Below are 23,873 nucleotides of genomic sequence, written 5' to 3'. Positions count from 1 at the left end.
GCAAGCCACGGAGACGACGATGAAACTTTATTCGATGCCTTCCTCGGGCAACAGCTACAAGGTGCGGCTGCTGCTGGCGCTGAGCGGGCGCGCCTATACCCGCGAGGATGTGGAATACGGCTCGCCCGCGCTGGAGGCAGCGCATCGCGACGGGCATCTGCCCTTCGGCAAGGCGCCGGTGCTGGAGCTCGACGACGGGCACCTGCTGCCGGAATCGAACGCGATCCTGTGCTGGCTCGGCGAGGGCACGCGCTTCGTGCCGGAAGACGCGCTGACGCGGGCCGAGATGCTGGCCTGGATGTTCTGGGAGCAGAACCAGCACGAGGGCACCATCGCGGTGCGCGCGGCGCTTCTGACCTACGACCACCGCAAGGCCGATGCGACGCCGGAACGTCTGGCGGCGCTGCTCGATGCCGGGCACCGCAACCTCGCGGTGATGGAGCGGCGGCTGAGCGGCCGAGACTGGCTGGTGGGCGATGCGGTCAGCCTCGCCGACATCTGCCTTTACGCCTATACCCATACCGCCGGAAGCAAGGGCGGGTTCGGGATGGAGCGCTTCCCCGCCATCGGGCGCTGGCTGGCGCGGATCGCGGATCTGCCGGGATATGTTGGACTGAATGACTGAATTTCACGCATGGACGGACGGGGCGTGCTCTGGCAACCCCGGCCCCGGGGGCTGGGGGGTGCTGATGCGCGCGCTCGACGGCGAGACGGTGCTGAAGGAGCGCGAGCTGAACGGCGGCGAGGCCGACACCACCAACAACCGGATGGAGCTGATGGCGGCGATCAGCGCGCTCGAGGCGCTGACCCGGCCGACCGAGATCACCATCACCACCGACTCGGCCTATGTGAAGAACGGCGTCGGCGGCTGGATCCACGGCTGGAAGCGCAACGGATGGAAGACCGCCGACCGCAAGCCGGTGAAGAACGTCGATCTGTGGCAGCGGCTGGACGCGGCGCAGGCGCGCCACAGCGTGACCTGGAAATGGATCAAGGGCCATGCCGGCCATCCCGAGAACGAGCGCGCCGATGAGCTCGCCCGCGCCGGGATGGCGCCGTTCAAGCCGGCGCGCTGAGGCGACAGGCTTCGCGAAACGGGCAGGCCTTGCGCAGGGCGGGGCCGGCGAGAGGGGCTCTGCCCCTCGGCCTGCGGCCTCACCCCGGGATATTTACGGAAAGCCGAAAGACCGAAGGGCGGGTTCATCGCCCCCTGTCTTTTCGTTTCACTGGAACAGCCTGAGGAACAGCGGCGCGAGGAAGGCGGTCAGCACCGCGTTCAGCCCCATGCCGATCGAGGCGAAGACGCCCGCGGTCTCGTTTACCTGGAAGGCGCGGGCGGTGCCGAAACCATGCGCCGCGACGCCGACCGAGAAGCCGCGCGCACGCCAGTCGCGCACCCCGATCAGATTGAGCAGCGGCGTCACGCAGATCGCCCCGACGATGCCGGTGATGATGACCATCACCGCGGTCAGCGTCGGTTCGCCACCGAGTCCTTGCGAGATGCCGATGGCGACCGGGGCGGTCGCGGATTTCGGCGACAGCGTGGCGAGGAGCGTGTGATCTGCCCCGAGCAGCCAGGCGATGCCGAGCGCCGAGCCCACCGCCGCGCAGGAGCCCGCGATCAGCGCCGCCGCGATCGGCAGCAACGCGCGCCGGATCGCCATCAGGTTCGCCTGCAGCGGGATCGCCAGGCACACCGTCACCGGCCCGAGCATGAAATGCACGAATTGCGCGCCGTCGAAGTATTTCTCGTAGCTCGTGCCGGTTGCCCAAAGCATCAGCGACAGCAGCACGATGGCGATCAGCACCGCGTTGACCAGCGGGTTGCGCCCGGATTTCACGAACAGCGCATCGCCGATCCAATAGGCGAAGAGCGTGGCGCACAGCCACAACAGCGGCTGGCTGGACAGGTAGGACCAGATCTTGAAGGCATCAGTCATCGGCTTTGCTCCCGGTCAGGCGGGCGACGAAGACGAAGGTCAGCGCCCCCACCACGATGGCGAAGAGGGTCGAGACGACCACCGAGGCCGAGATCGCCAGCCAATGCGCCTCGAGCGTCGGGATATTGGCGACGATGCCGACGCCGACCGGCACGAACATCAGCGCGAGATAGCGCAAGATCCCCTGCGCGATGGGCGTCACCATATCGCCGAGCTTCGGGAACATGCTGAGCGCTATGACCATGAACACCATGCCCAGAACCGGCCCCGGCAACGGGAGCGAGAGCGCGCGCGAGATCACCTCGCCGACGAGCTGAAACAACAATATGATGGCAAAGGCGGGAACGAGCATCATGCCTCTCCTGACTGTGTTCCTCCCGCGGGGGCAGTCCATACGCCAAAGCGGAAGGCGGGAACAGCCCCTTATATCTTGGGGATAAGACTGGGCATACCTCCAGATGAAGGGGAAGCGGCGTTGACTTGGGGCGTCCCTGCCCCGAAACTCACGCAAACGCGACGGAATCGGAAAGGGGGTCGCGCTTGCGCTTCACCCGGCTGCGGCTGAACGGCTTCAAGAGCTTTGTCGACCCGACGGATCTGGTGATCCGGGACGGGCTGACCGGCGTTGTCGGGCCGAACGGTTGCGGCAAGTCGAACCTGCTCGAAGCGCTCAGATGGGTGATGGGAGAGACCCGCGCCTCGGCGATGCGCGGCGGCGGCATGGAGGACGTGATCTTCGCCGGGGCCGCGACCCGGCCCTCGCGCCATTTCGCCGAGGTCTCGCTGCTGATCGACAATACCGAACGTCTGGCGCCGGCGGGGTTCAACGATGCCGATGCGCTGGAGGTGGTGCGCCGCATCACCCGCGACGCGGGCTCGGCCTACAAGGTCAACAGCAAGGACGTGCGCGCGCGCGACGTGCAGATGCTGTTCGCCGATGCCTCGACGGGGGCGACCTCGCCCGCGCTGGTGCGACAGGGCCAGATCAACGAGCTGATCAACGCCAAGCCGCGGGCGCGACGGCGGATTCTCGAAGAGGCGGCGGGGATCTCGGGGCTGTATCAGCGCCGCCACGAGGCGGAGCTGAAACTCTCGGGGGCCGAACAGAACCTGCTGCGCGTCGATGACGTGATCGAGCAGATGGGCGCGCAGCTCGGTCAGCTGGCACGCCAGGCCCGGCAGGCGGCGCGCTATCGCGAGATCGGGGCGGAGCTGACGCGTGCCGAAGGGATGCTGCTGTATCGGCGCTGGCGCGAGGCGGATATGGCGCGCGCCGAGGCGGAGGATGCGTTGCGCACCGCGCTGATCGCGCTCGCCCGGGCCGAGGCGACCTCGCGCGCCGCGAGCGAGGCGCGCACCGCCCGCGATGCCGCCCTGCCCCCCCTGCGCGAGGAAGAGGCCATCGCCGGCGCCATCCTGCAACGGCTGACCATCCAGCGCGACACGCTGAAGGATCAGGAGGCGCAGGCCGCGCAGCGCATCGAGACGCTGAAGAACCGGGTGCAGCAGCTTGACCGCGACATGGAGCGCGAGGCCGGGCTGAACCGCGATGCCGGCGAGACGATCGAACGCCTCGACTGGGAGATGGAGCAGCTCTCGAAGGCGATGGAGGGGCATGACGCGCGCCTCGACGAGGCGGCGGAGATGGCCTCGGAAGCGGCCACGGTGCTGCGCGAGCGCGAAGCGGAGCTCGACGCGAAGACCGAGGATGTCGCAAGGCTCGCGGCGCGGCACGGCTCGCTGACGCGGCTGGTCGATGACAGCCGGGCGGGTGCCGAACGCGCGCAGGCCGAGGCGGATCGCGCCACTGAGGCCGCCGAAGCGGCTGCCGAAGCGCTCGAAACCGCGGCCGAGGCCTTCGGGGAAGCCCAGCAGCGTCAGGAAGAGGCGCAGGCCATGGCCGAGGCGGCCGAGGAAGCCCTCGAAGCCGCGGAAGAGGCCCGCGCCGGGGTGCAGGGCGAGGAAACCGCCGCCCGCGCCGCCCGCGCCGAGGCCGAGGGCGAGGCCGGCGCCCTGCGCGCCGAGGTCACCGCCCTCGCCCGTCTGGTGGAGCGCGAATCGGCCTCGGGGCAGCAGCTGCTTGACCGGGTGACGGTGGAACCGGGGTTCGAGGCGGCGCTCGGTGCCGCGCTTGCCGACGATCTGCGCGCCCCCGAGGTCAGCGAGGAACCGACCGGCTGGGGCGTGCTGCCCGATTACGAGACCCCGCAGCCGCTGCCCGCCGGGGCACGGCCGCTGTCCGCCCATGTCGGCGTGCCGCCGGTTCTGGCGCGCCGGATCGGCCAGATCGGTCTGGTCGCCGACCGCGCCGAGGGGCTGCGGCTGCAACCCGCGCTTGCCCCCGGTCAGCGGCTGGTGACGGTCGAGGGCGATCTGTGGCGGTGGGACGGCTACCGCGCGGGGGCGGAGGATGCGCCCTCGGCCGCGGCGCTGCGGCTGCGGCAGCTCAACCGTCTGGCGGAGCTGCGCCACGATCTGGACGCGGCCGAGGCCCGCGCCGAGGCCGCCCGCACCGCGCATGAGGCGCTGTCGGCCGCGCTCGCCGACGCCGCAAATGCCGACACCCGCGCGCGCGAGGCGCGCCGCACCGCCGATCAGCGTCTGGCGGACTCCGGTCGCGCCCTGTCGCGGGCCGAGGCGGAACGCTCGATCTCGGCCGGGCGGCTGGAAACTGCGCGGCTCGCCAGCAAGCGCCATGCCGAGGATATCGGCACCGCGCGTCTCGCGCTGGCCGAAGCGCAATCGCAGCTTGCCGCGCTGCCCGATCTCGAGGCCGCGCGCGGCGAGGTCGACGGGCTGCGCATCGCCGTCGAGGCCGCGCGGATGACCATGATGAGCCGCCGCGCCGCCCATGACGAGATCCGCCGCGAAGGCGATGCGCGCACCAAGCGCCGGCAGGAAGTGACCAAGGAGCTGTCCGGCTGGCGCCACCGGCTGGAGACCGCGGAGAAGCGCAGCGCCGAGCTGGCCGAGCGCCGCGAGCAGACCGCCGAGGAGCTGGAAGAGGCCCGCGTTCTCCCCGAGGAGCTGCGCGCGCAATACGAGGAACTGTCCGAAGCCATCGACACCGCCGAGGAGCGCCGCAGCATCGCCGCTGACCGTCTGGCCGAGGCCGAGACCGGGTTGCGCGACGCACAGTTCGCCGAGCGCGAAGCCGAACGCCTCGCCGGCGAGGCGCGCGAGCTGCGCGCCCGCGCCGAGGCGCGTCTGGAGGCCGCGCGTGAAGGCGTCGCCCAGACCGCGCAGCGCATCGAGGAGGCGCTGGAAACCACGCCCGAAGCCCTTCTCGACACCCTCGGCGTCGATCCCGACCGGATCCCGGCGACGGGGGCCTTGGAAGACGACGTCGCCCGCCTGAAACGGGCGCGCGATTCGCTTGGCGCGGTCAACCTGCGCGCCGAGGAGGACGCCCGCGAGATCCAGACCGAATATGACGCGCTGGTGCAGGAAAAGGCCGATCTGGAGGAAGCCATCCGCAAGCTGCGCGCCGGCATCTCCAGCCTGAACCGCGAGGGGCGCGAACGTCTGCTCGCCGCCTATGAGCAGGTGAACGAGAGCTTCCGGATGCTGTTCACCCATCTGTTCGGCGGCGGCATGGCCAATCTGCAGCTGATCGAATCGGACGATCCGCTGGAGGCCGGGCTCGAAATCATGTGTCAGCCGCCCGGCAAGAAACTGTCCACGCTGTCGCTGCTGTCGGGGGGCGAACAGACGCTGACCGCCATGGCGCTGATCTTCGCGGTGTTCCTCGCGACGCCCGCGCCGATCTGCGTGCTCGACGAGGTGGATGCGCCGCTCGACGATGCCAATGTGACGCGGTTTTGCGATCTGCTCGACGAGATGACCCGGCGCACCGACACGCGTTTCCTGGTGATCACCCACCACGCCGTGACCATGGCACGGATGGACCGGCTGTTCGGCGTGACGATGCAGGAACAGGGCGTCAGCCAGCTGGTTTCGGTCGATCTGAAACGTGCCGAACAGCTTGTCGCGTGATCTCGCCTTTGCTTTCGGGCAGGCTTATAAGGGGCGGCAAATCATGATCGTGAGCGCCATGTTCCGCCTGTTGTCCGTCGCCGCCTGTTGCCTCTCGATCACCGCCACCAGCCTGCCCGCGCAGGTCACCGGCGATGTCGATGTGATCCAGAACCTGTTGGAGACCTACGGGCTGAAGACCAAGCGCGGCACCGATCCGGCCGGCGATGTAATGCTGACAAGCCGCATCGAGGGGATCAGCTTCGACGTCTATTTCTACGGCTGCGGCAAGAACGCGCCCTGCGATTCGGTGCAGTTCTCGGCCGGATTCGATCTGCCGAACGGGCTGAGCGCGGAGCAGCTGAACAACTGGAACCGCGACCGGCGCTATGGCAAGCTTTACACCGACGATCACGGCGACCCCTATCTCGAATACGATATCAACCTCGATGGCGACGGGGTGGGGCCGAAGAACTTCGACAGCTCGCTGGAAATCTGGCATTCGCTGATTACCGACTTTCGCAATTACATCGGCTGGTAAGGCCGGATCACTGACCCGACGACAGGAGAGACAGACATGGCATCGAAGATCGCAGCCCGCCTCGAAGAGCTTGGCATCGCACTTCCGGCGGCCCCGGCCCCGGCGGCGAATTACGTTCCCTACGTGCTCAGCGGCGGGATGCTTTACGTCTCCGGGCAGATCTCGCAAGACGAGGCCGGGCTGATCACCGGCAAGCTCGGTGCCGAGCTCGACACCGCCGAGGGTGCACGTGCGGCGCGCCGCTGCGGTCTGTCGCTGCTCGCTCAGGCGCAGGCCGCGCTCGGCGATCTCGACCGGGTGGCGCGGGTGGTCAAGCTCGTCGGCTTCGTCAATTCGGTCCCCGGCTACACCGATCAGCCGAAGGTGGTGAACGGCTGCTCCGACCTGATGGTCGAGGTGTTCGGCGATGCCGGCCGCCACGCCCGCAGCGCGGTCAGCGCGGGGTCGCTGCCGCTCGGCGTCGCGGTCGAGATCGAAGCGATCTTCGAGGTCGCATGATGGCGGGCCTCGATCCGGCCTTCCGGCATCTGCCGGTGGCACACCGGGCGCTGCATGACGCGGCGCTCGGCCGTCCCGAGAACAGCCTCGCGGCGGTGCGCGCGGCGGTTGCGGCGGGCTATGCGATCGAGGTCGACCTGCAACCCTCGGCCGATGGCGTGCCGATGGTGTTTCACGATTACGACCTGCGCCGGATGACCGGCGCGGGCGGACGGGTGCGGGCGCACAGCGCGGCCGAGCTGTCGGCGCTGTCGCTTCTGGGCACGGACGAGGGTATTCCGACCCTCGATCAGCTGCTCGAAACCGTCGCGGGCAAGGTGCCCCTGCTGATCGAGCTGAAGGATCAGGAAGGCGCGATGGCCCCCTCTGACGGCCTTCTCGAACGGCGCTCGGCCGAAATCCTGTCGCGCTACCGGGGTCCTCTGGCGGTGATGTCGTTCAGCCCGGCGGCGATCGCGGCCTTCCGTCCCGGCGCGCCGGATGTGGCGGTGGGGCTGACCACCTCGGCCTACACGGCTGCCGACTGGCCGCTGATCCCCGCGAAGACGCGCGAGCGCCTGCGCGACATCCCCGATTACGAGCCCCTCGGCTGCAGCTTCGTCTCGCATGAGGCGATAGACCTCGGTTCGCCGCGCATCGCCGCCTTGAAGGCCGCAGGCGCCGCGATCCTGTGCTGGACGATCCGTTCCCCCGAGGAAGAGGCCGGCGCCCGCGCGGTGGCCGACAACATCACCTTCGAAGGCTATCGCCCGGTCGTGAGCGCCTGATCGGCCCTGCCCGTCTTGACCCTCACGCGCCGCGCCCCATCATGGGGCCGGGCATGGGCACAGCCCCCGGCAGGAGGCGCAGATGACAGCAGAGATCGAGGTTTCGGTCCATCCCGGCGTGACCGCGATCCCGGCCGCCGACTGGGACGCCTGCGCCTGCCCCGAGGCGGCAGACGGCGGCCGCCCGCTCGACCCGTTCACCACGCATCGTTTTCTGAGCGCACTTGAAACCTCCGGCTCGGTCGGCGGCGACAGCGGATGGACGCCCTGCCCGCTCGTCGCGCGCGAAAACGGCCGGGTGATCGCCGTCGCACCGCTGTATCTGAAAAGCCATTCGCAGGGCGAATACGTCTTTGACCACTCCTGGGCCGCGGCTTACGAACACGCCGGCGGCAGCTATTATCCGAAGCTGCAATGCGCCGTGCCATTCTCGCCGGTCACCGGGCGGCGCCTCCTGACCCGACCGGGGCACGAGGCCACAGGCCGCGCCGCGCTGATCCGGGCGATCGAGACGCTGACCGAGCGCGAAGGCCTGTCCTCGGCTCATGTCACCTTCTGCACCGAAACCGAGGCCGCGGATCCGCCCCCCGGCTGGCTCTCCCGCACCGGCGAGCAATTCCACTGGCACAATCGCGGTTACGGCAGCTACGACGATTTCCTCGCCGATCTCGCCGCGCGCAAGCGCAAGGCTTTGCGCAAGGAACGCGCCCGCGCGCAGGAATTCGGCGGCACGATCCACAGCCTGACCGGCGACCGGATCCGCCCCGAACACTGGGACGCGATGTGGGATTTCTATCAGGACACCGGCAGCCGCAAATGGGGCCGCCCCTACCTCAGCCGCGCGTTCTTCGACGCGCTCCACGCGATGCGTGACGAGGTGCTTCTGGTGCTGGCCGCGCGCGACGGCGAACCCGTCGCCGGTGCGCTCAACCTGATCGGGCGCGATGCGCTTTACGGCCGCTACTGGGGCTGCACCGAGGATCACGCCTTCCTGCATTTCGAACTGTGCTATCACCGCGCCATCGACTGGGCGATCGCGCACCGCCTGCCCCGCGTCGAGGCCGGCGCGCAGGGCGAACACAAGCTCGCCCGCGGCTACCTGCCGGTTCTGACCCATTCGCTCCACTGGATCCCGAACACCGGCTTTCGCCGCGCGGTGGCGGAGTTCCTGCGCCTCGAACGCGCCTCGGTCGCGGAAGAGATCGCGGACCTCACCGCACTCGGCCCGTTCCACCGCGGCGATCCCCCCGCCGCCTGACCGCGCCCCACCCGGCCAAAGCCCCCTCCCCCCTTTCGATTCGCCGCAAATATCCCGGGGGTGAGGGCCAAAGGCCCGAGGGGGCAGAGCCCCCTCTCTTCTGCCTTCTGCGGGGCAGAGCCCCCTCTCTTCTGCCTTCTGCGGGGCAGCGCCCCCTCTCTTCTGCCTTCTGCGGGGCAGAGCACAAAACGAAACGGGGGCCGTCGCCGGCCCCCGTCTCACATCACGCCGCACGACACAGCCGGGCGTATCGCCCGGCCGCCGGATCACATCTCGGCCAACAGTCCCTCGCCCGCCGAGATTTCACAGGCCCCCGGGCTCAGCTCCTTGTTCAGGATCTTCACCACGCCATCCTCGACCAGCATCGCGTAACGCGACGAGCGGTTGATCAGCCCCGCACCCGGGGCCGAGAACTCCATCCCGATCGCCGAGGTGAAGGCGCTTTCCGGATCCGCCAGCATGGTGATACCCGCCGCCGTCGCCCCGGTCTCGTCGCCCCAGGCCTTCATCACGAAGGGGTCGTTGACCGCGATGCAGATGATCTCGTCGACGCCCTTCGCCTTGAACTTGCCGAAGGTGCGGATGAAGCTCGGCACATGGGCGGTGGTGCACACGCCGGTGAACGCGCCCGGCACGGCAAAGATCACCACCTTGCGGCCCTTCATCTTCTCGCCGAGGCTCACCGCCTCCGGCCCGTGATCGCCGACACGCAGCAGCGTTGCCCCCGGCAGAACGTCACCCACAGAAATGCTCATTTCATCCCTCTCCGTTGCACAGGATTGCCCTGAGGATATAGGGTCCGCCGGGCAACGGACCAGAGGATAAATCATGACCGGGATCGTGATCGTCGGCGCGGGACAGGCGGCGGCAGCGCTGACGGCAAAACTGCGCAGCGCCGGATATGTCGGTGAAATCACCGTGATCGGTGCCGAACCCGTGCCCCCCTATCAGCGCCCACCGCTGTCGAAAGCCTATCTTCTGGGCGAGATGCCCCTCGAACGGCTGGCCCTGCGCTCTCCCGAGTGGTGGGAAGCGAACGCGATCACGCTCCGCACCGGCACCCGCGTCGCGGCGATCGACCGCGCCGCCCGTACCGTCACGACCGACACGGGCGAGGTCATCGGCTATACCCAGCTCGCGCTCTGCACCGGGGCGAGCCCGCGCCACCTGCCGGCCCCGGTCGGCGGCGCGCTCGGACATGTGTATCAGGTCCGCTCGCTCGCCGATGTCGATGCCATGCGCGCCGAGTTCCGTCCGGGCGCCCGCCTCGTCGTGATCGGCGGCGGCTACATCGGCCTCGAAGCGGCGGCGGTCGCACGCAAGCTCGGCCTCACCGTCACCCTGGTCGAGGCGGCTGCGCGCATCCTCGGCCGCGTCGCCTGCGCCGAGACGGCGGACGCGATCCGCGCGTTGCAGTGCCGGCACGGCGTCACCCTGATCGAGGGCACCGGCCTCGCCCGGCTGACCGGCGAGACCGATGTCACCGGCGCCGAGCTGACGGACGGGCGCCATATCCCGGCCGATTTCGCCATCGTCGGCATCGGCGTGACGCCGGACACCGACCTCGCCCGCGCCGCCGGCCTTGCCGTCGAGGACGGCATCGCCACCGATGCCCATGGCCGGACCTCGGACCCGGCGATCTGGGCGGCGGGCGATTGCGCCTCTTTCCCGTGGCAGGGGCGGCGGCTGCGCCTCGAAAGCGTCGGCAATGCCATCGACATGGCGGAAACCGTCGCGCAGAACATGCTCGGCGCCGAGAAGGTCTATACCCCGAAGCCGTGGTTCTGGTCGGATCAGTTCGACACCAAGCTGCAGATCGCCGGGCTGAACAGCGGTTATGACGAGGTGGTCTCGCGCGGCGGCGACACGCCGTCGTTCTGGTATTTCCGCAACCGCCAGCTGATCGCCGTCGACACGCTGAACGATCCGCGTGCCTATATGGTCGGCAAGCGGCTGATCGAGGCGGCGAAACCCGTCACCCCCGAAACCATCGCCACCGCGACCGATCTGAAGGCCCTGCTGAAATGAGAATCATCGGCGGCGAGCGCCGCGGCCTGAAACTCGCCGATGTCGGCGAGGGCGACAGCGCCGCCCATCTGCGCCCCACCACCGACCGGGTGCGCGAGGCGATCTTCAACCTGCTGATCAACGGCACGCATGGCAATCCGCTGCCGGGGGCGCGGGTTCTCGACCTGTTCGCGGGCACCGGCGCGCTCGGCCTCGAAGCGCTGTCGCGCGGCGCGGCGCGGGCGGCCTTCGTCGATGACGGCACCGCCGCGCGCGCGCTTCTGCGCCGCAACATCGAGCTGATGCGCGCGATGGGGGTCACCGACGTCTGGCGCCGCAATGCCACCGACATGGGCCCGTGCCGCGGCGCGGGCTATGACCTCGTGTTCCTCGATCCGCCCTACGGGATGGGACTTGGCGAGAAGGCGATGGCGTCGTGCCTCGCGAACGGCTGGATCGCGCCCGGCGCGCTGATCGTGTGGGAGGAAAGCCTCCCCCCCGTCGTTCCCGCCCCTCTCGAACAGATCGACCAGCGCCGCTATGGCGACACGATCATCACCCTTGCCCGGAACCCCGCCTGATGCCCCAGCCCCCCGAAGCCGTGCTGTTCGACTGCGATGGCGTCCTCGTCGACAGCGAGCCGCTGACCTTCGCCCAGATCCAGGAAGAATTCGCCGAGCACGGTCTGCACATGACGATCCCGGAGCTTGAGCCGCTGTTCATCGGCCATACCATCGAAGAGACCGGCGATTACGCCCGCGCCCATGGCGCCATGCTGCCCGCCGACTGGGCCGATGGGTTCTATGACCGGATGTGCGCCCGCCTCGCCCGCGGCACCGCGCTGATGCCGGGGGTGGAGGCGCTGCTCGACCGTCTCGATGCGGCGGGGGTGGGCTATGCGGTGGGCTCCAACGGGCGGATGCAGAAGATGCGCGCGACGCTCGGCCAGCACCCGGCGCTGTGGGCGCGGCTCGAAGGGCGACTGTTCTCGGGGCAGGATCTCGGGATGCCGAAGCCGAGGCCGGATCTCTATCTTCATGCCGCGCGCTCGATCGGGGCCGATCCCGCGCGCTGCGTCGTCATCGAGGATACCGCGACCGGGGCGAGCGCCGGCATCGCCGCCGGGATGCGGGTTCTGGGCTATGCCCCCTCGGGCGAGAACCCGCGCCTGAAAGCCGTGGGCGCCGAGATTTTCCGCGACATGGCCGAGGTGCCGGGGCTGCTCGGCCTCGAATAAGACCCCCGGAAAGACGACAGGCGCCCCGCGGGGGGCGCCTGTCATCGGGTTCATGAAGGCCGGGCGATCACGCCCAGGTCTTGTAGAACATATCCTTGGGCGAGTCGGTGAAGATCACGCAGCCATCCTCGGTCACGCCGACGGAATGTTCATACTGCGCGGTCAGCGAGCGGTCCCGCGTCACCGCGGTCCAGCCATCGGCGAGAACCTTCACCTCGGGCCGGCCGAGGTTCACCATCGGCTCGATGGTGAAGATCATGCCCGGCTCCAGCACCGCGCCATGACCCGGCTTGCCGTAATGCAGCACGTTCGGCGCGCCGTGGAACATCCGCCCCACGCCATGGCCGCAGAAGTCGCGCACCACGCTCATGTGGTTGCTTTCGACATATTCCTGAATCGCGTGGCCGATATCGCCGAAGGTGTTGCCGGGTTTGACCTGCTCGATGCCGATCATCAGCGATTCATAGGTCACATCGACCAGACGCTGCGATTTGCGGTCCATCTTGCCGGCGGCATACATCCGGCTCGAATCGCCATACCAGCCATCGTAGATCACGGTGATGTCGATGTTGAGGATGTCGCCCTCGTGCAGCACCTTGTCGCCCGGGATGCCGTGGCACACCACGTGATTGACCGAGATGCAGGACGCGTGCTTGTAGCCGTTGTAGCCGATCGTCGCCGAGACCGCGCCGAGTTCGACAACCCGCTTCGCGATGAAATCCTCAAGCACCTGCGTCGTTACGCCGGGCTGAACGAGGGGGGCGACCTCGTCGAGGATCTGCGCCGTGATCTGGCAAGCGGCCCGTTCCCCGGCGAAGTCCGACAATTCGTAAATGCGGATGCCGTCCTTGGTCATCCGACCATGACTTTGTTCCACTGGACTTCTCCTGATTAGTTTCGCCCTAGATAGTCACAAACGCATGGCTTGGCCAGTGGCGGGCTTCCCCGTGACGGGGCGGAAGCCTATAGATTCTGCGAAAAGGAGGCCCGACATGTCCAATCCGACCGCTGCAATCCTGATCATCGGTGACGAGATCCTCACCGGCCGCACCCGCGAGGGCAACGCCTGGGTCCTGGCTGGAATGCTGGCCGAAGCCGGGATCGAGCTGCGCCAGATCCGGGTGATCGGCGACGATCACGGCACCATCGTCGACGCGGTGGCGGAACTTGCCGCGCGCCACGATCACCTGTTCACCTCGGGCGGCATCGGGCCGACGCATGACGACATCACCGCCGACGCCGTGGCCGAGGCCTTCGGGCGCACCATCTCGGTGCGCGAGGATGCGCGCGCACTGCTCGCCGCCTATTACGCCGGCCGCGGCCAGGAGCTGACCGAGGCGCGGCTGCGCATGGCCCGCATCCCCGCGGGCGCGACGCTGATCGACAACCCGGTCTCGGTCGCGCCGGGGTTCACCGTGCAGAACTGCCATGTCATGGCGGGCGTGCCGGCGGTGTTCAAGGCGATGGCCGAGGCGATCGTGCCCACCCTCAAAGGCGGCGCGCCGCTGCGTTCGCGCAGCCTGCAGATGATGCGCCCCGAATCGCAGATCGCCGAGCCGCTGCGCGCGCTCGCCCTGGCGCATCCGGGCGTCGGCTTCGGCTCCTATCCGTTCGAGACCGAGGGCCGTTATGGCACCAATCTGGTGGTGCGCTCGACCGATGCGGGGGCGCTCGACGCGGCCTTCGCCGCGCTGAAGGCCGCTTTCCCGGAGGGCAAATGAGCGCGGATCTCTTTCAGGTCATCGACGCCACCTGGCCCGCCGCGACCCTGCACGAGGCCGGCGGATTTCTGGTCCGCGAGGGGCTGGGGGGCGGCTCGCGGGTCAGCTCGGCCAGCCTGATCGCACCCTTCGAGAGCGCCGACATCGACGCCGCCATCGCGGCGCACCGCGCCCTCGGCCAGCCGCCGAAATTCATGATCCGTCCGGGGGAAGAGGCGCTCGATGCCGCGCTCGGCGCCCGCGGCTTCGAGGTGTTCGACCCGGTGACGGTCTACGAAGCGCCCCTCGACGTGCTGTCGGACGATGTGCCCCCGGTCAGTGCCTTCGCGCATTGGCCGCCCCTCGCCATCGCCGCCGAAGTGTGGGAGCGCGGCGGGATCGGTGCCCCCCGGCGCGCGGTGATGACGCGCGCACAGGGCGCGCGCGCGGCCGTTCTCGGCCGGGCCGAGGATCATCCGGCCGGCGCAGCCTTCGTCGCGGTCCATGACGGCACCGCGATGCTGCACGCACTGGTGACGCTGCCCGAATTCCGCCGCAAGGGCCTTGGCCGCGCGATCATGGCCGAGACGGTGCGATGGGCGCGCGCGGCAGGGGCAGAGCGCCTCGCCCTCGTCGTCACCCAGGCGAACGGGCCGGCGAATGCACTTTATCGCGGCCTGGGGATGCGACCCGCCGCGCAGTATCATTACCGGAGACGCCTCGCATGAAGGCCCTGTGCTGTGCGCTCGGCGCACTGATCGCCGCCACGGCACCGGCGCTGGCCGATCCGCTGGCGCTGAGCCTGCCTCAGGGCGCGCAACAGACCGACAGCCGCGACACCGCGGCGACGGATTACCGGATGCTGACCGGGGCATGGAACAGCGAGGGGGGCAAGTCCGTCCTGCTTGCCGGCACGCGGCACGACACCGCCTGGCAGCTGCCGGGCGATGCCACCGCGACCCTTGATCTTCTGAACCCGCTGCGCGACCAGATCTCGGCCGCGGGATATGACATCCTCTACAGCTGTGCCACCGATGCCTGCGGCGGGTTCGATTTCCGCTATGCGCTCGATCTGCTGCCGGAACCGGAAATGCACGTCGATCTCGGCGATTTCCGCTATCTGGTGGCGCGGCACGGGGGCGAGTGGCTGGCGCTGACGGTCTCGCGCTCGTCCCAGACCGGCTTCGTGCACCTCACGACACTGAGCGTCGGCGGCCCGGAAATCGGCAATCCCGACGCCCCGCCCCGCCCGGCGCCGAAGCCCGGGGCAAGCGACACCCCCCCGGCGGCCAACCCCGACCTCGCCCAGACCCTCGAAACCGAGGGCCACGTCGCCCTCGACGATCTGGCCTTCGAAAGCGGCGATGCCACGTTGCTGGCGGGCGATGCCGCTTCGTTGCAGGCGCTGGCGGAGTATCTGAGCACGCACCCCGAGGCGCGGATCGTCCTCGTCGGCCACACCGACGCGACCGGTGCCCTCGAGGCCAACGTGGCACTGTCCGAGCAGCGCGCCCAGACGGTCATGGGGCTGCTGGTCAGCCGCTACCGGGTGCCGGCGCCGCGGCTCAGTGCGCGCGGTGCGGGCTGGCTGGCGCCGCGGGCGAGCAACGCGACCGAAGCCGGGCGCGAAAGCAACCGCCGGGTCGAGGCGGTCCTGCTGCCGGACTGAGACCGGGCCGCCGGCAGGTCCGTCAGCTTTCGGTGCAGTGACGCCGGAACGCGGATTTCAGCAGCTCCAGCTCGTCGCGCAACAGTGCGATCTCGGCGCGAAGATCCGCCTCCAGCGGCGCACCCGAGACGATGGCAAAATCCCCCACCCGCTCGCCGTTCGCGCGCAGAACGAAACTTTGCACCCCGTCCGAGATCAGCCCCGCCGGCACCGGCACCGAGACCAGCCACTTTCCCTCGCCATGCGCGGCAATCTCCAGCCCGGCGAGGGGCTTGCCCTGATGCAGGACCTCGAAGCGCGGCTCTGCCGGCCCGGCCCAGATCCCTTCCCATTTTCCGGCCCGCAGCCGCGACACTTCCAGCATTCGGTTCTCCCTGCTCCCGCCGGTCAGATTTCCGCCCGGGGGTGGCGGGCAAGAGACAGGTCGCGCAGCACGACCCGGTTCATCCGGGCATTTTCGAAGATCAGATCGACCCAGGCCGATTCGAGCCGCTTCTCGTTCAGCCGCGCGCTGCCGAGATCGAAATCGACGAAGCTCGCCCCCGAATTCAACGGCATCTCGCGGATCATCTGCGCGGTGTTCGGGCCGTGCCGGATGTTGAGCCGGCAAAACACCTTCAGCGGGCGTTCCACATCGGCGGTCATCGCCAGCCGGATCAGGTGGTTGCGCCGCAGCCCGTCGAGCAGACTTTCGGGCAATGCCAGCACCAGAGACAACAGCGTTCCGCCGAAATCATAGACATCGAGCGCGACCGCGCAGGGCGCGGCCTTGTCGGGACGCACATCGCCGAACTGACGCAAGGCGAGCCCGGCGCCGGGGTCGTCATGAAACAAGGTCAGCTCGGAGCCGAGGCTTTGGCGCGTGCCGGTGGCGACGAAGCCCGCCGGGTTGACCGGCCCGGACCACAGTTCCGGCCGCCACGCCCAATCGCAGCCGAGCGGGCGCCTGATCCCGTCACCGCCCTCGAATGGCATGGCAAGGCGTCCATCGGCCTCGTGCAGGACCCTGTCGATGTCGCGCCGCAGCAGCCGCGCATCGGTGCGCATCCGCTGCAACTCGCCCGCATCCAGCTGCGGCGCCAGCCGCGCCGCACGATTCCAGCGCGCCAGCGTCCGCCGTTGCAGCAGACGGTCGAGAAAGGTGCCGTTATTGCCCGACATATGTGCCGAAATCCCAATCGCCCGAGACAGATACCCGACAGACCGCCATCCCGTGGCCGGAGGCGGTCCGAACCTGTCGGCACTATCCGAAGTTTGGCTCAGTTGTGCAAGCCGCCCGCCGCGTCCGCAGCGCGGATTGTGTCCTCGAACCGACCGAGCAACGCGATCTGCGCGGAATCGCTCATCGCCGCGCCGCGCTGCGGCAGCACCGACAGCGCCGCGATATGGCCGTCGAAATCGGCGATGGCACGCCAGTAGACCGGGCTGACCGGCGCCCCGCCCGAAACCGAGCGGTCGCGGATCTTCAGCACCATCATATCGCCGGCCTGGCGCACAGCCAGAATATCGACATCCTTCGCCAGGCCGGAGCGTGCGATCGCCGCCCGCCCTGCGGCCGAATGGAAGAACGCTTCGAAGGCCGGGAAGCTGCGCACGAGGGGCGCGGCGGCTTTCGGACCGACAGTCGCCGACAGCATCGCCGGATAGGGCGCGCGCGGCGACGAAGCATCGCCCGAGATCGCCGCGCAGCTGCCGAACAGCACGAAATCCCCCTGCGCCGAGGATTTTCGCGCCGAGGGATCGACGCAATAGCCGGCCGGCGCGGCCACGGTCATCGCGCCGTTCAGCACTCTTACCCGGTCGGTCGCACGCGGGCTCGTCGCGCAACCGGCGACCAGAGCGGACACGGCCAGCACGGCAAGAAGACGAGGAAGGAAACGGTTCTGGATCATGCAGCAAGGCTTAGGTGGCCTTGCCGGTTCCGGCAAGTCACCTTTCGCCCCCCGCCCCACACGGATCGGCACAATTCCGCGAGTGCCTGGCTCAGGCCGTGACGAAATCGGCCTCGGCATAGCCCTGCAGATACAGAAGCGCCGTCAGATCGCCGAAATTCACCCGCACGTCGCATTGCGCCGCGACCGAAGGTTTTGCATGGAGCGCGACGCCGGTTCCCGCGAGATGCAGCATCCCCAGATCGTTCGCCCCGTCGCCCACCGCCATCACCTCGTCAGCACGCAGCCCGAGGCGTTCGGAAATCTCGTGGAAGGCCTGCACCTTGGCCTCGCGCCCGAGAATCGGCCGCGCCGGAACGCCGGTCAGCACGCCGTCCTCGATCAGCAGCGTGTTGGCGCGGTTTTCGTGGAAGCCGAGCGCCCCCGCGACATGGCCGGTGAAAGCGGTGAACCCGCCCGAGACCAGCGCGCAATACGCGCCGTCCGCCTTCATCGTGGCGATCAGCTCGCGCCCGCCGGGGGTGAAGCTGAGCCGCTCTTCGATGACGCGGGCGATGACGGTTTCGGGCAGGCCCTTGAGCAGACCGACGCGTTCGGTCAGCGCGCCCTCGAAATCGAGCTCGCCGTTCATCGCGCGGGCGGTGATCTCCTTGACGCGGGCACCGACGCCGGCGACATCGGCCAGCTCGTCGATGCACTCCTGCTGGATCATGGTCGAGTCCATGTCGGCGAGCAGCATCTTCTTGCGCCGCCCCGCCGCGGGCTGGACCACCATGTCGATGCGCTGCGCCTGCAAGGCGTCCCACACCGCCCAGCGGTCGGCGGGCATCGCCTCGAGGTCAAACTCGGCCGCGACGCCCGGCTTCAGCCAGCGCGGCGCAGAGCCCGCCCAGCCCGCGACGATCCCGTCGAGGGTGGCAGCATCCAGATTGGCGGCGGAGGGGGCGGCAAGAAGCGTCGCGATATACATGGCAGGGCCCGGATATGGTTCGTTCGGGGGCCGGCTTAGCGCATCTCGGGGCAGCGCGCCAGCTTGTCCCGCCCCCGTTCCGGGCCCCGAAGGCGCACCGCCCGCCACAGGGGCGACGCGCCGAGGCTTTTGCGGGCTCTGTTACAGCTCGCCGGTCAGGAACTGCGCGCGGCCGTGACCGAACGACCAGTCCTCATCGGTGTTCTCGGTGAACGAGATCATGACGTCGGTCGGCTCGATGCCGCATTTCGCCTTCAGATCGTCGGTGAGGTTCTTGTAGAATTCCTGCTTGGCTTCCTTGCCGCGCGGACGCGACACCACATGCAGCAGCACGAAGTTCTTGGTGCGCGGAATGCCCAGCCCGGTATCGAGCGCGCGCAGATGCGAGGGCTCGTATTCCGTCAGCGTCTGATAGCGATCGCCTTCCGGCACCTTGAAGGTGCGCACCATCGCGGTGTGCGCGGTGTCGAGCAGCAGGTCGATCTGTTCGGGCGTGCGGCCCTTGATGACGTGATACTGCATGAGCGGCATGGGGGTCTTCCTTCCTGTTCCTGCCCGTCAGGGGCTTCTTTTCCGGCAACCGCCCCCGAAAAGGGCGGGCCCGCCCCCGCTGGTAAGGCGCGGGCATGGCACGGGGCAAGGGTAACGGCCGGCGCGGACATCGCAAGACGCGATTTTCCGGGCGGCGGCGAGGAATCTTGCACAAGGAACGGGCAACTGCCTCTGGCACGCTGCGGTCCTGCGCTTGCACCCGGCGCCGGTTCGGCGTCTAGTCCAGGAAACCCCGCCTTTCCGCCCCCGAGGACCCATGATGACCCCTGCCCGGCTGCCCCTGTTTCTCGGCATTGACGGCGGTGGCACCGGCTGCCGTGCGGTGCTGGCGGACGGGCGGGGCGAGATCCTCGGGCGCGGCACAGCGGGGCCGGCGAACATCGCCTCGGATTTCGAGGGCGCGCTCGGGAATATCCTGCAAGCGGCGCGCGAGGCAGCGGGCGAGGTGTCGCTGACGGCGCTGCGTGCCGGCCTCGGCCTCGCCGGCGCGAATGCCGGCGCGGCGGCGGATCGGCTGCGCCCGCATCTGCCCTTCGCCCGTTCAACGGTCGTCACCGATGCCGAGACCGCCGCACTCGGCGCGCTTGGCGACAGCTGGGGGATCGTCGGTGCCATCGGCACCGGATCGGTCTATGCGCGCCGCGACGGCGCGGGATTGCGCCAGATCGGCGGGCGCGGCCTTGCCGTCGGCGACGAGGCAAGCGGCGCCTGGCTTGGCAAGATGGCCCTGTCGCGGGCCTTGCGGGCGGCCGATGGGCTGATCCCCGGCACACCGTTCCTGAGCGCGCTGATCGCCCGGTTCGGGGGCGTCGATGCGGCGGTCGCCTGGGCGGTGACGGCGCGCGGCGCGGATTTCGCCACCCTTGCCCCCGAGATCGTCGCAAGTCGCGATCCCGCGGCCCTCGCGCTGATGGAGGAGGCGACGGCCGAGGTGAATGCCGCCATCACTGCGCTGCAGCCCAGCCAGCCCCTGCCGGTCGTGCTGATCGGCGGCCTCGGCCCGGTGTTCGCACCGCGCATTGCGGCGCACTGGACAGTGCGCCCGGCGGTGGGAAGCGCCCTCGACGGGGCGCTCGCGCTGGCGCATCAGATCCCGGACTGAGCCCCTTCCCTGCGCAGGCGAACAGCTCCCGGTGCGAAGCGGACCCTTGTCGCCCCCCGCCGCGACCTTCATATGAGCGCGGACAGGGGCGCCCTTTGACGGCCCGCCAAAGCCAACAGCCCCAAGGATTTCCATGCCCGGACCCAGACTCGCCGCCGCCCTGACAGCCATCCTGTGGGGGTTCACCTATCTCGTGACCACGGACATGCTGCCGCCGCATCCGACGCAGGCGGCGGCGCTGCGCGCCCTCGGCGGCGGGGCGTTCCTGCTGGCCGTCGGGCGCGAGGCGTTGCCCCGCACCTGGCTGTGGCGGCTCTTCGTTCTCGGCACGCTGAACACCGGCATCTTCTTCGTGCTGTTCTTCATCGGCGCGATGCGCCTGCCAAGCGGGGTCGCCGCGATCTTCCAGGCACTCGGCCCGATCGCGACGCTGCTGTTCGCCTGGGCGCTGCTGCACCGCCGCCCCTCGGGCGCGCAGTTCGCGAGCCTGATTCTCGGCGCTGCCGGGGTGACGCTGGTCGTGCTGAAATCGAGCGCCGCGCTTGACCCGATCGGGGTGGCGGCGGCGCTTGGCAGCATGGTCGCCCTGACGCTGAGCGGCATCTTGATGAACATGTGGGGCCGCCCGCCGATCGGATTCTCCGCGTTCTTCGGCTGGCAGCTGATGATCGGCGGGATCGAGCTGGCCATCCTGACCGCGCTGAACGGCGATTACGGCGGAACCGCGGACGCGATGACGCTCGGCGCCTTCGCGCTTCTGGCCGTGGTGCTGACCGGGGTGCCGTTCCTGCTGTGGTTCCGCGCCATCAGCATGATCGGCGCGGTGAACGTGATGCCCTTCATCCTGCTGACGCCGGTAACGGCGCTGGTGATCGACGCGGTGGTGAAATCCGTCGTGCCCACGCCGCTGCAGATGCTGGGCATCGTCGTGGTGATCGCGGCGCTTTTGCTGAACTACCGCGCCAGCCAGCCGAAGGCCTGAGACCGATGCTTGCCGTTCTGAACATCACCTTCCCGATCTTCGCGCTGATCGCGCTTGGCCATGTGATGACCCGCCGCGGCTGGTTCGTGCCGCAGGAAATGAGCACGCTCGGCCATTTCACCATCAACGTGGCGCTGCCGGCGCTGATCTTCAACGCGATGGTGTCGCGCCCGCTCGCCGAGGTGGTCAACCCGGGCTACCTGCTGACCTATGCGCTGGCGACGGTGCTGACGATGGCGCTGGCCGGGCTGGCGCTGAAGATCGCCGGGTTTCGGGCGCGGCGCTGCACGGTCGGAATGCTTGGCGTGTGCTGCTCGAACTCGGGTTACATGGGCTATCCGATCCTGATGCTGGCCTATCCGGACCTCGCGGGGACGGTGCTGACCATGCAGGTGGTGATCGAGAACTTCCTGTCGATCCCGCTCGGTCTGATGGCGGTCGAAAGCACCACGCCGCGGGTGCGCGCCGAACCGCTGCGGCTTCTGGTGCAGATCCTCGGCGGGGTGCTGCGCCGGCCGATGGTGCAGGCGGTGATTCTGGGGCTGATCGTGAACCTGTCGGGGATCCACCTGCCGCAGGCGGTGGGGCACATGGTGTCGATCCTCGCGGTGTCGACCAGTGCGGTGGCACTGTTCTACATCGGCGGAACGCTGGTCGGCGTGCCGCATGAGCGCGGCGACGGGCTGTTCGTCGGGCTGGTGGTGACGGTCAAGCTGATCGCCATGCCGCTCATCGCCTTCGGGCTGAGCGCGGCGCTGCCACATCTGGGGGTGCCGGCGGTGGCGACGGTGCTGGCGGTGCCGCTGCTGATCTCGGCCGCGATGCCGACGATGGGGATCTTCCCGATCCTCGCGCAGGATTACGGCGAGGGCGGGGTGGCGGCGGTGACGCTTCTGGTGGCGACGGTGGTATCGTTTTTCACCATCTCGGCGCTGCTGGCGCTGGTGCATTCGCCGGCGCTGTAATCCGCTCCCGGGGTCCGGGACGGGCGCACGATTTCGTCTTGCAGCCGCCCCGGCAAGACGATAGTCAGGGCTCAGCGCGGGTATGATGTAATGGTAGCCTGTCAGCTTCCCAAGCTGAACGCGCGGGTTCGATTCCCGCTACCCGCTCCAGCCTCCTGACAGTTCGAGACGTGTTTTCCACCGCAGCCACCTGCCCCCGCGCGGTATACGGGCATCCCTCTATGCGCCGCGCAGGCAGGGCTCGAGCATCGACCGACAGCCTTTCAGCAGCGCCAGACCGCGTTCGATCTCGGCCTCGCGAAAGGCCGAGAAGCCGGCGATCAGGCCGGGCTGCGGCGCGCGCTTGAGGAAGTAGGGCGAAAGCGGACGCAGCACCAGCCCCGCCTCGGCCAGCTTGCGGCACAGCGCCCGGTCATCCGTTCCCATCGCCAGCGGCACGATCAGGTTGGTGCCGCTCTCGCCGCTGTCGCCCCACACGCCGCGCCCGAAGATGTCGAACAGCCCCTCGCGCAGCATCTGCCTGCGTGCCTCGTACAGCTTCTTCATCCGCCGCATGTGCGAGCTGAACAGCCCGCGCAGCATGAACTCGGACAGCACCATCTGCTCCATCAGCGCGGCGTGGCGGTCGACCACGGCGCGGGCGGTGGCGAAAGCCTCGCTCAGATCCTTCGGCACCACGATGTAGCCCAGACGGAACGACGGAAGCAGGATCTTCGAGAAGGTGCCCATGTGGATCGTGCGCTCCTCGGCGTCGAGGGCGAAGACCGAGCGGTGCATCCCGCCCTCGTAGACGAATTCGTAATCGTAATCGTCTTCGATGATCCAGGCGCCGCAACGATGGGCGACCTCGATCAGCTCGGCCCGGCGGTCGAGCGACATCGGCGCGCCGCGCGGGTAGTGGCACGAGGGCGAGCAGAAGATCACCCGCGGCACCGGCAGGGTGTCAAGCGCCTCGCGCGCGCAGATCCCCTCGCCGTCGACCCGGACCGGATACATCTGCGCCCCGTTCGCGCGCAGGATCGAATGCGCCCCGATGTAACCCGGATCCTCGAGCCATGCCGGATCGCCCGGGTCGAGCAGCATCCGGCACACCAGATCCAGCCCCTGCTGGGTGCCGGTGGTCACGATCACCTGCGAGGGATCGCAGTTCATCCCGCGCGCCGCGTTCAGATGCTGGGCGATGGCGGTGCGCAGCGGCATGTAACCGGCGTTCGAGGCCTCGGCGAGGATCGGGCCGGTCAGCCGCCCCGAGGTCTCGTTCATCAGCCGCAGCCAGGTCTTGATCGGGAATTCGCGCAGATCCGGCATGTCGGGCATGAAAGGCGTCGGGCGTTCGCGAAAGGCGCCGGTGGCCGAATGCACCAGGTTCTTGCCGCGCCGCGACAGAGAGCGGAACCGCCCCGGTGCCGGCGAGCGAGGGTCGGGGGGGATGTCTTCCTCGAACCCGCCGGCCGAAGCCGCCCCTGACGCAGCCGCCACCCCCGTGACGAAGGTGCCCGAACCGGTCTGACTGTCGAGCAACCCCTCGTCCTTCAGCAGCTCGAACACCTGCAGCACGGTGTTGCGCGACACCTGCAGATCATCGGCGAATACCCGCGTCGAGGGCAGCCGCGTCCCCGCGAGCAGACGTCCGCTCAGCACCGCCTCGCGCAGGGCATCGGCGATCTGGCGATAGACCGGAACGGAACTGTCGCGGTCGAGTTCCAGCGAGAACTGGAACCCCGCGCGGGTGGTCTTGGGCATGGCGGATCTCGTGTGGCTGGGCCGAAGAAGGGCGGTGCGGGCGATGTTACATCCTTCGCCCCCGGGTGAAAGCGA

General features: G+C 68.9%; 26 protein-coding genes and 1 tRNA gene. 17 read left to right on the top strand and 10 right to left on the bottom strand.

The genetic code is table 11. The features are described from left to right. Positions 1-19 precede the first annotated feature (19 nt). Together CG50_RS09720 and rnhA are read left to right on the top strand one after the other, a co-directional pair. A complete protein-coding gene (locus CG50_RS09720) occupies positions 20-625 on the top strand; it encodes a glutathione S-transferase family protein (RefSeq protein ID WP_036637612.1) in 606 nt (201 codons plus the stop codon). Beyond that, positions 618-1,076, top strand: coding sequence for a ribonuclease HI (rnhA, locus tag CG50_RS09715; protein ID WP_036637609.1), 459 nt, complete (start codon positions 618-620; stop codon positions 1,074-1,076). The genes CG50_RS09720 and rnhA overlap by 8 nt, the downstream gene beginning before the upstream one ends. A 147-nt stretch (positions 1,077-1,223) precedes the next feature. Here the strand turns inward: rnhA and CG50_RS09710 are convergent, their stop codons facing one another. Both CG50_RS09710 and CG50_RS09705 read right to left on the bottom strand, forming a co-directional pair. Beyond that, on the bottom strand, positions 1,224-1,940 hold the full coding sequence (locus tag CG50_RS09710) for an LrgB family protein (RefSeq protein ID WP_036637607.1): 717 nt from the start codon (positions 1,938-1,940) through the stop codon (positions 1,224-1,226). Next, a complete protein-coding gene (locus CG50_RS09705) occupies positions 1,933-2,295 on the bottom strand; it encodes a CidA/LrgA family protein (RefSeq protein WP_245615674.1) in 363 nt (120 codons plus the stop codon). The genes CG50_RS09710 and CG50_RS09705 overlap by 8 nt, the downstream gene beginning before the upstream one ends. Before the next feature lie 185 nt (positions 2,296-2,480). On the opposite strand from CG50_RS09705, the gene CG50_RS09700 reads away from it, so the two are divergent. The 5 genes from CG50_RS09700 to CG50_RS09680 all read left to right on the top strand — a co-directional run bounded on the left by CG50_RS09700 (position 2,481) and on the right by CG50_RS09680 (position 8,979). Beyond that, the gene (locus tag CG50_RS09700) at positions 2,481-5,936 is read left to right on the top strand and encodes a chromosome segregation SMC family protein (protein ID WP_036637605.1); all 3,456 of its coding nucleotides are present in this window, start codon (positions 2,481-2,483) and stop codon (positions 5,934-5,936) included. 43 nt (positions 5,937-5,979) lie between these two features. Further along, complete coding sequence (locus tag CG50_RS09695; RefSeq protein WP_245615672.1) at positions 5,980-6,456, top strand: YbjN domain-containing protein; 477 nt, start codon at positions 5,980-5,982, stop codon at positions 6,454-6,456. Between the two features lie 36 nt (positions 6,457-6,492). Continuing rightward, on the top strand, positions 6,493-6,954 hold the full coding sequence (locus CG50_RS09690; protein ID WP_036637603.1) for a RidA family protein: 462 nt from the start codon (positions 6,493-6,495) through the stop codon (positions 6,952-6,954). Next, complete coding sequence (locus tag CG50_RS09685) at positions 6,951-7,721, top strand: glycerophosphodiester phosphodiesterase family protein (RefSeq protein WP_036637601.1); 771 nt, start codon at positions 6,951-6,953, stop codon at positions 7,719-7,721. Before CG50_RS09690 ends, CG50_RS09685 begins: the two co-directional genes overlap by 4 nt. An 82-nt stretch (positions 7,722-7,803) precedes the next feature. Then, a complete protein-coding gene (locus CG50_RS09680; RefSeq protein ID WP_036637599.1) occupies positions 7,804-8,979 on the top strand; it encodes a GNAT family N-acetyltransferase in 1,176 nt (391 codons plus the stop codon). A 266-nt stretch (positions 8,980-9,245) separates the two neighbouring features. Here the strand turns inward: CG50_RS09680 and CG50_RS09675 are convergent, their stop codons facing one another. Then, entirely contained in the window at positions 9,246-9,734 is a 489-nt protein-coding gene (locus tag CG50_RS09675) for a peroxiredoxin (RefSeq protein WP_036637597.1), read from the bottom strand. A 73-nt stretch (positions 9,735-9,807) separates the two neighbouring features. Here CG50_RS09675 and CG50_RS09670 point away from each other — a divergent pair, with 73 nt between their 5' ends. From CG50_RS09670 to CG50_RS09660, 3 genes are read left to right on the top strand one after another with little or no spacing between them, the layout of a single operon-like run. Beyond that, entirely contained in the window at positions 9,808-11,007 is a 1,200-nt protein-coding gene (locus CG50_RS09670) for an NAD(P)/FAD-dependent oxidoreductase (RefSeq protein ID WP_036637596.1), read from the top strand. Further along, positions 11,004-11,567 (top strand): 16S rRNA (guanine(966)-N(2))-methyltransferase RsmD, encoded by a 564-nt coding sequence (rsmD, locus tag CG50_RS09665; RefSeq protein ID WP_036637595.1) that lies wholly within the window; start codon positions 11,004-11,006, stop codon positions 11,565-11,567. Before CG50_RS09670 ends, rsmD begins: the two co-directional genes overlap by 4 nt. Further along, the gene (locus CG50_RS09660) at positions 11,567-12,223 is read left to right on the top strand and encodes an HAD family hydrolase (protein WP_036637594.1); all 657 of its coding nucleotides are present in this window, start codon (positions 11,567-11,569) and stop codon (positions 12,221-12,223) included. Before rsmD ends, CG50_RS09660 begins: the two co-directional genes overlap by 1 nt. Before the next feature lie 67 nt (positions 12,224-12,290). Here CG50_RS09660 and map read toward each other — a convergent pair whose 3' ends face one another. Beyond that, positions 12,291-13,079 (bottom strand): type I methionyl aminopeptidase, encoded by a 789-nt coding sequence (map, locus tag CG50_RS09655; protein WP_051909845.1) that lies wholly within the window; start codon positions 13,077-13,079, stop codon positions 12,291-12,293. A gap of 136 nt (positions 13,080-13,215) precedes the next feature. On the opposite strand from map, the gene CG50_RS09650 reads away from it, so the two are divergent. The 3 genes from CG50_RS09650 to CG50_RS09640 are packed head-to-tail and all read left to right on the top strand — an operon-like array spanning position 13,216 to position 15,592. Continuing rightward, on the top strand, positions 13,216-13,944 hold the full coding sequence (locus tag CG50_RS09650; RefSeq protein WP_036637589.1) for a competence/damage-inducible protein A: 729 nt from the start codon (positions 13,216-13,218) through the stop codon (positions 13,942-13,944). After that, positions 13,941-14,651, top strand: coding sequence for a GNAT family N-acetyltransferase (locus CG50_RS09645; protein ID WP_036637587.1), 711 nt, complete (start codon positions 13,941-13,943; stop codon positions 14,649-14,651). Before CG50_RS09650 ends, CG50_RS09645 begins: the two co-directional genes overlap by 4 nt. Continuing rightward, positions 14,648-15,592 carry an OmpA family protein gene (locus tag CG50_RS09640; protein WP_051909843.1) on the top strand — a complete coding sequence of 315 codons (945 nt, stop codon included), beginning with the start codon at positions 14,648-14,650 and terminating at the stop codon, positions 15,590-15,592. The genes CG50_RS09645 and CG50_RS09640 overlap by 4 nt, the downstream gene beginning before the upstream one ends. A gap of 22 nt (positions 15,593-15,614) precedes the next feature. On the opposite strand, the gene CG50_RS09635 is transcribed toward CG50_RS09640, so the two are convergent. From CG50_RS09635 to CG50_RS09615, 5 genes are all read right to left on the bottom strand, one after another. Continuing rightward, positions 15,615-15,956, bottom strand: a complete 342-nt coding sequence (locus CG50_RS09635; RefSeq protein ID WP_036637585.1) for a hypothetical protein — start codon at positions 15,954-15,956, stop codon at positions 15,615-15,617. A gap of 23 nt (positions 15,957-15,979) precedes the next feature. Beyond that, a complete protein-coding gene (locus CG50_RS09630; RefSeq protein ID WP_036637583.1) occupies positions 15,980-16,753 on the bottom strand; it encodes a DUF6478 family protein in 774 nt (257 codons plus the stop codon). A gap of 98 nt (positions 16,754-16,851) precedes the next feature. Next, the gene (locus CG50_RS09625; RefSeq protein WP_036637581.1) at positions 16,852-17,484 is read right to left on the bottom strand and encodes a hypothetical protein; all 633 of its coding nucleotides are present in this window, start codon (positions 17,482-17,484) and stop codon (positions 16,852-16,854) included. Positions 17,485-17,575: 91 nt separating this feature from the next. Further along, positions 17,576-18,454 carry a phosphoserine phosphatase SerB gene (gene serB, locus CG50_RS09620; RefSeq protein ID WP_036637579.1) on the bottom strand — a complete coding sequence of 293 codons (879 nt, stop codon included), beginning with the start codon at positions 18,452-18,454 and terminating at the stop codon, positions 17,576-17,578. 141 nt (positions 18,455-18,595) lie between these two features. Next, positions 18,596-18,985 (bottom strand): tautomerase family protein, encoded by a 390-nt coding sequence (locus tag CG50_RS09615; protein ID WP_036637578.1) that lies wholly within the window; start codon positions 18,983-18,985, stop codon positions 18,596-18,598. A gap of 277 nt (positions 18,986-19,262) precedes the next feature. On the opposite strand from CG50_RS09615, the gene CG50_RS09610 reads away from it, so the two are divergent. The 4 genes from CG50_RS09610 (at position 19,263) to CG50_RS09595 (ending at position 22,205) form a co-directional block, all read left to right on the top strand. After that, the gene (locus tag CG50_RS09610; RefSeq protein WP_245615670.1) at positions 19,263-20,108 is read left to right on the top strand and encodes a BadF/BadG/BcrA/BcrD ATPase family protein; all 846 of its coding nucleotides are present in this window, start codon (positions 19,263-19,265) and stop codon (positions 20,106-20,108) included. Between the two features lie 133 nt (positions 20,109-20,241). Next, the gene (locus CG50_RS09605) at positions 20,242-21,090 is read left to right on the top strand and encodes a DMT family transporter (protein ID WP_036637576.1); all 849 of its coding nucleotides are present in this window, start codon (positions 20,242-20,244) and stop codon (positions 21,088-21,090) included. A 5-nt stretch (positions 21,091-21,095) separates the two neighbouring features. Next, positions 21,096-22,055 (top strand): AEC family transporter, encoded by a 960-nt coding sequence (locus CG50_RS09600; RefSeq protein ID WP_036637574.1) that lies wholly within the window; start codon positions 21,096-21,098, stop codon positions 22,053-22,055. A gap of 76 nt (positions 22,056-22,131) precedes the next feature. Beyond that, positions 22,132-22,205 (top strand) — tRNA-Gly (locus CG50_RS09595). A 69-nt stretch (positions 22,206-22,274) separates the two neighbouring features. On the opposite strand, the gene pdxR is transcribed toward CG50_RS09595, so the two are convergent. Then, positions 22,275-23,798 (bottom strand): MocR-like pyridoxine biosynthesis transcription factor PdxR, encoded by a 1,524-nt coding sequence (gene pdxR / locus CG50_RS09590; protein ID WP_036637572.1) that lies wholly within the window; start codon positions 23,796-23,798, stop codon positions 22,275-22,277. Between the last annotated feature and the right edge of the window lie 75 nt (positions 23,799-23,873).

The organism is Paenirhodobacter enshiensis (assembly GCF_000740785.1).
Lineage (GTDB): Bacteria > Pseudomonadota > Alphaproteobacteria > Rhodobacterales > Rhodobacteraceae > Rhodobacter > Rhodobacter enshiensis.
This window is presented reverse-complemented; position numbering and strand designations above follow the sequence as displayed.

What these genes read in the sequence shown, in the direction of transcription:
- CG50_RS09720 (WP_036637612.1), top strand. Translation starts at nt 20, where the DNA reads ATGAAACTTTATTCGATGCCTTCCTCGGGCAACAGCTACAAGGTGCGG.
- rnhA (WP_036637609.1), top strand. Translation starts at nt 618, where the DNA reads ATGACTGAATTTCACGCATGGACGGACGGGGCGTGCTCTGGCAACCCC.
- CG50_RS09710 (WP_036637607.1), bottom strand. Translation starts at nt 1,940, where the DNA reads ATGACTGATGCCTTCAAGATCTGGTCCTACCTGTCCAGCCAGCCGCTG.
- CG50_RS09705 (WP_245615674.1), bottom strand. Translation starts at nt 2,295, where the DNA reads ATGATGCTCGTTCCCGCCTTTGCCATCATATTGTTGTTTCAGCTCGTC.
- CG50_RS09695 (WP_245615672.1), top strand. Translation starts at nt 5,980, where the DNA reads ATGATCGTGAGCGCCATGTTCCGCCTGTTGTCCGTCGCCGCCTGTTGC.
- CG50_RS09690 (WP_036637603.1), top strand. Translation starts at nt 6,493, where the DNA reads ATGGCATCGAAGATCGCAGCCCGCCTCGAAGAGCTTGGCATCGCACTT.
- CG50_RS09685 (WP_036637601.1), top strand. Translation starts at nt 6,951, where the DNA reads ATGATGGCGGGCCTCGATCCGGCCTTCCGGCATCTGCCGGTGGCACAC.
- CG50_RS09680 (WP_036637599.1), top strand. Translation starts at nt 7,804, where the DNA reads ATGACAGCAGAGATCGAGGTTTCGGTCCATCCCGGCGTGACCGCGATC.
- CG50_RS09675 (WP_036637597.1), bottom strand. Translation starts at nt 9,734, where the DNA reads ATGAGCATTTCTGTGGGTGACGTTCTGCCGGGGGCAACGCTGCTGCGT.
- CG50_RS09670 (WP_036637596.1), top strand. Translation starts at nt 9,808, where the DNA reads ATGACCGGGATCGTGATCGTCGGCGCGGGACAGGCGGCGGCAGCGCTG.
- rsmD (WP_036637595.1), top strand. Translation starts at nt 11,004, where the DNA reads ATGAGAATCATCGGCGGCGAGCGCCGCGGCCTGAAACTCGCCGATGTC.
- CG50_RS09660 (WP_036637594.1), top strand. Translation starts at nt 11,567, where the DNA reads ATGCCCCAGCCCCCCGAAGCCGTGCTGTTCGACTGCGATGGCGTCCTC.
- map (WP_051909845.1), bottom strand. Translation starts at nt 13,079, where the DNA reads ATGACCAAGGACGGCATCCGCATTTACGAATTGTCGGACTTCGCCGGG.
- CG50_RS09650 (WP_036637589.1), top strand. Translation starts at nt 13,216, where the DNA reads ATGTCCAATCCGACCGCTGCAATCCTGATCATCGGTGACGAGATCCTC.
- CG50_RS09645 (WP_036637587.1), top strand. Translation starts at nt 13,941, where the DNA reads ATGAGCGCGGATCTCTTTCAGGTCATCGACGCCACCTGGCCCGCCGCG.
- CG50_RS09640 (WP_051909843.1), top strand. Translation starts at nt 14,648, where the DNA reads ATGAAGGCCCTGTGCTGTGCGCTCGGCGCACTGATCGCCGCCACGGCA.
- CG50_RS09635 (WP_036637585.1), bottom strand. Translation starts at nt 15,956, where the DNA reads ATGCTGGAAGTGTCGCGGCTGCGGGCCGGAAAATGGGAAGGGATCTGG.
- CG50_RS09630 (WP_036637583.1), bottom strand. Translation starts at nt 16,753, where the DNA reads ATGTCGGGCAATAACGGCACCTTTCTCGACCGTCTGCTGCAACGGCGG.
- CG50_RS09625 (WP_036637581.1), bottom strand. Translation starts at nt 17,484, where the DNA reads ATGATCCAGAACCGTTTCCTTCCTCGTCTTCTTGCCGTGCTGGCCGTG.
- serB (WP_036637579.1), bottom strand. Translation starts at nt 18,454, where the DNA reads ATGTATATCGCGACGCTTCTTGCCGCCCCCTCCGCCGCCAATCTGGAT.
- CG50_RS09615 (WP_036637578.1), bottom strand. Translation starts at nt 18,985, where the DNA reads ATGCCGCTCATGCAGTATCACGTCATCAAGGGCCGCACGCCCGAACAG.
- CG50_RS09610 (WP_245615670.1), top strand. Translation starts at nt 19,263, where the DNA reads ATGATGACCCCTGCCCGGCTGCCCCTGTTTCTCGGCATTGACGGCGGT.
- CG50_RS09605 (WP_036637576.1), top strand. Translation starts at nt 20,242, where the DNA reads ATGCCCGGACCCAGACTCGCCGCCGCCCTGACAGCCATCCTGTGGGGG.
- CG50_RS09600 (WP_036637574.1), top strand. Translation starts at nt 21,096, where the DNA reads ATGCTTGCCGTTCTGAACATCACCTTCCCGATCTTCGCGCTGATCGCG.
- pdxR (WP_036637572.1), bottom strand. Translation starts at nt 23,798, where the DNA reads ATGCCCAAGACCACCCGCGCGGGGTTCCAGTTCTCGCTGGAACTCGAC.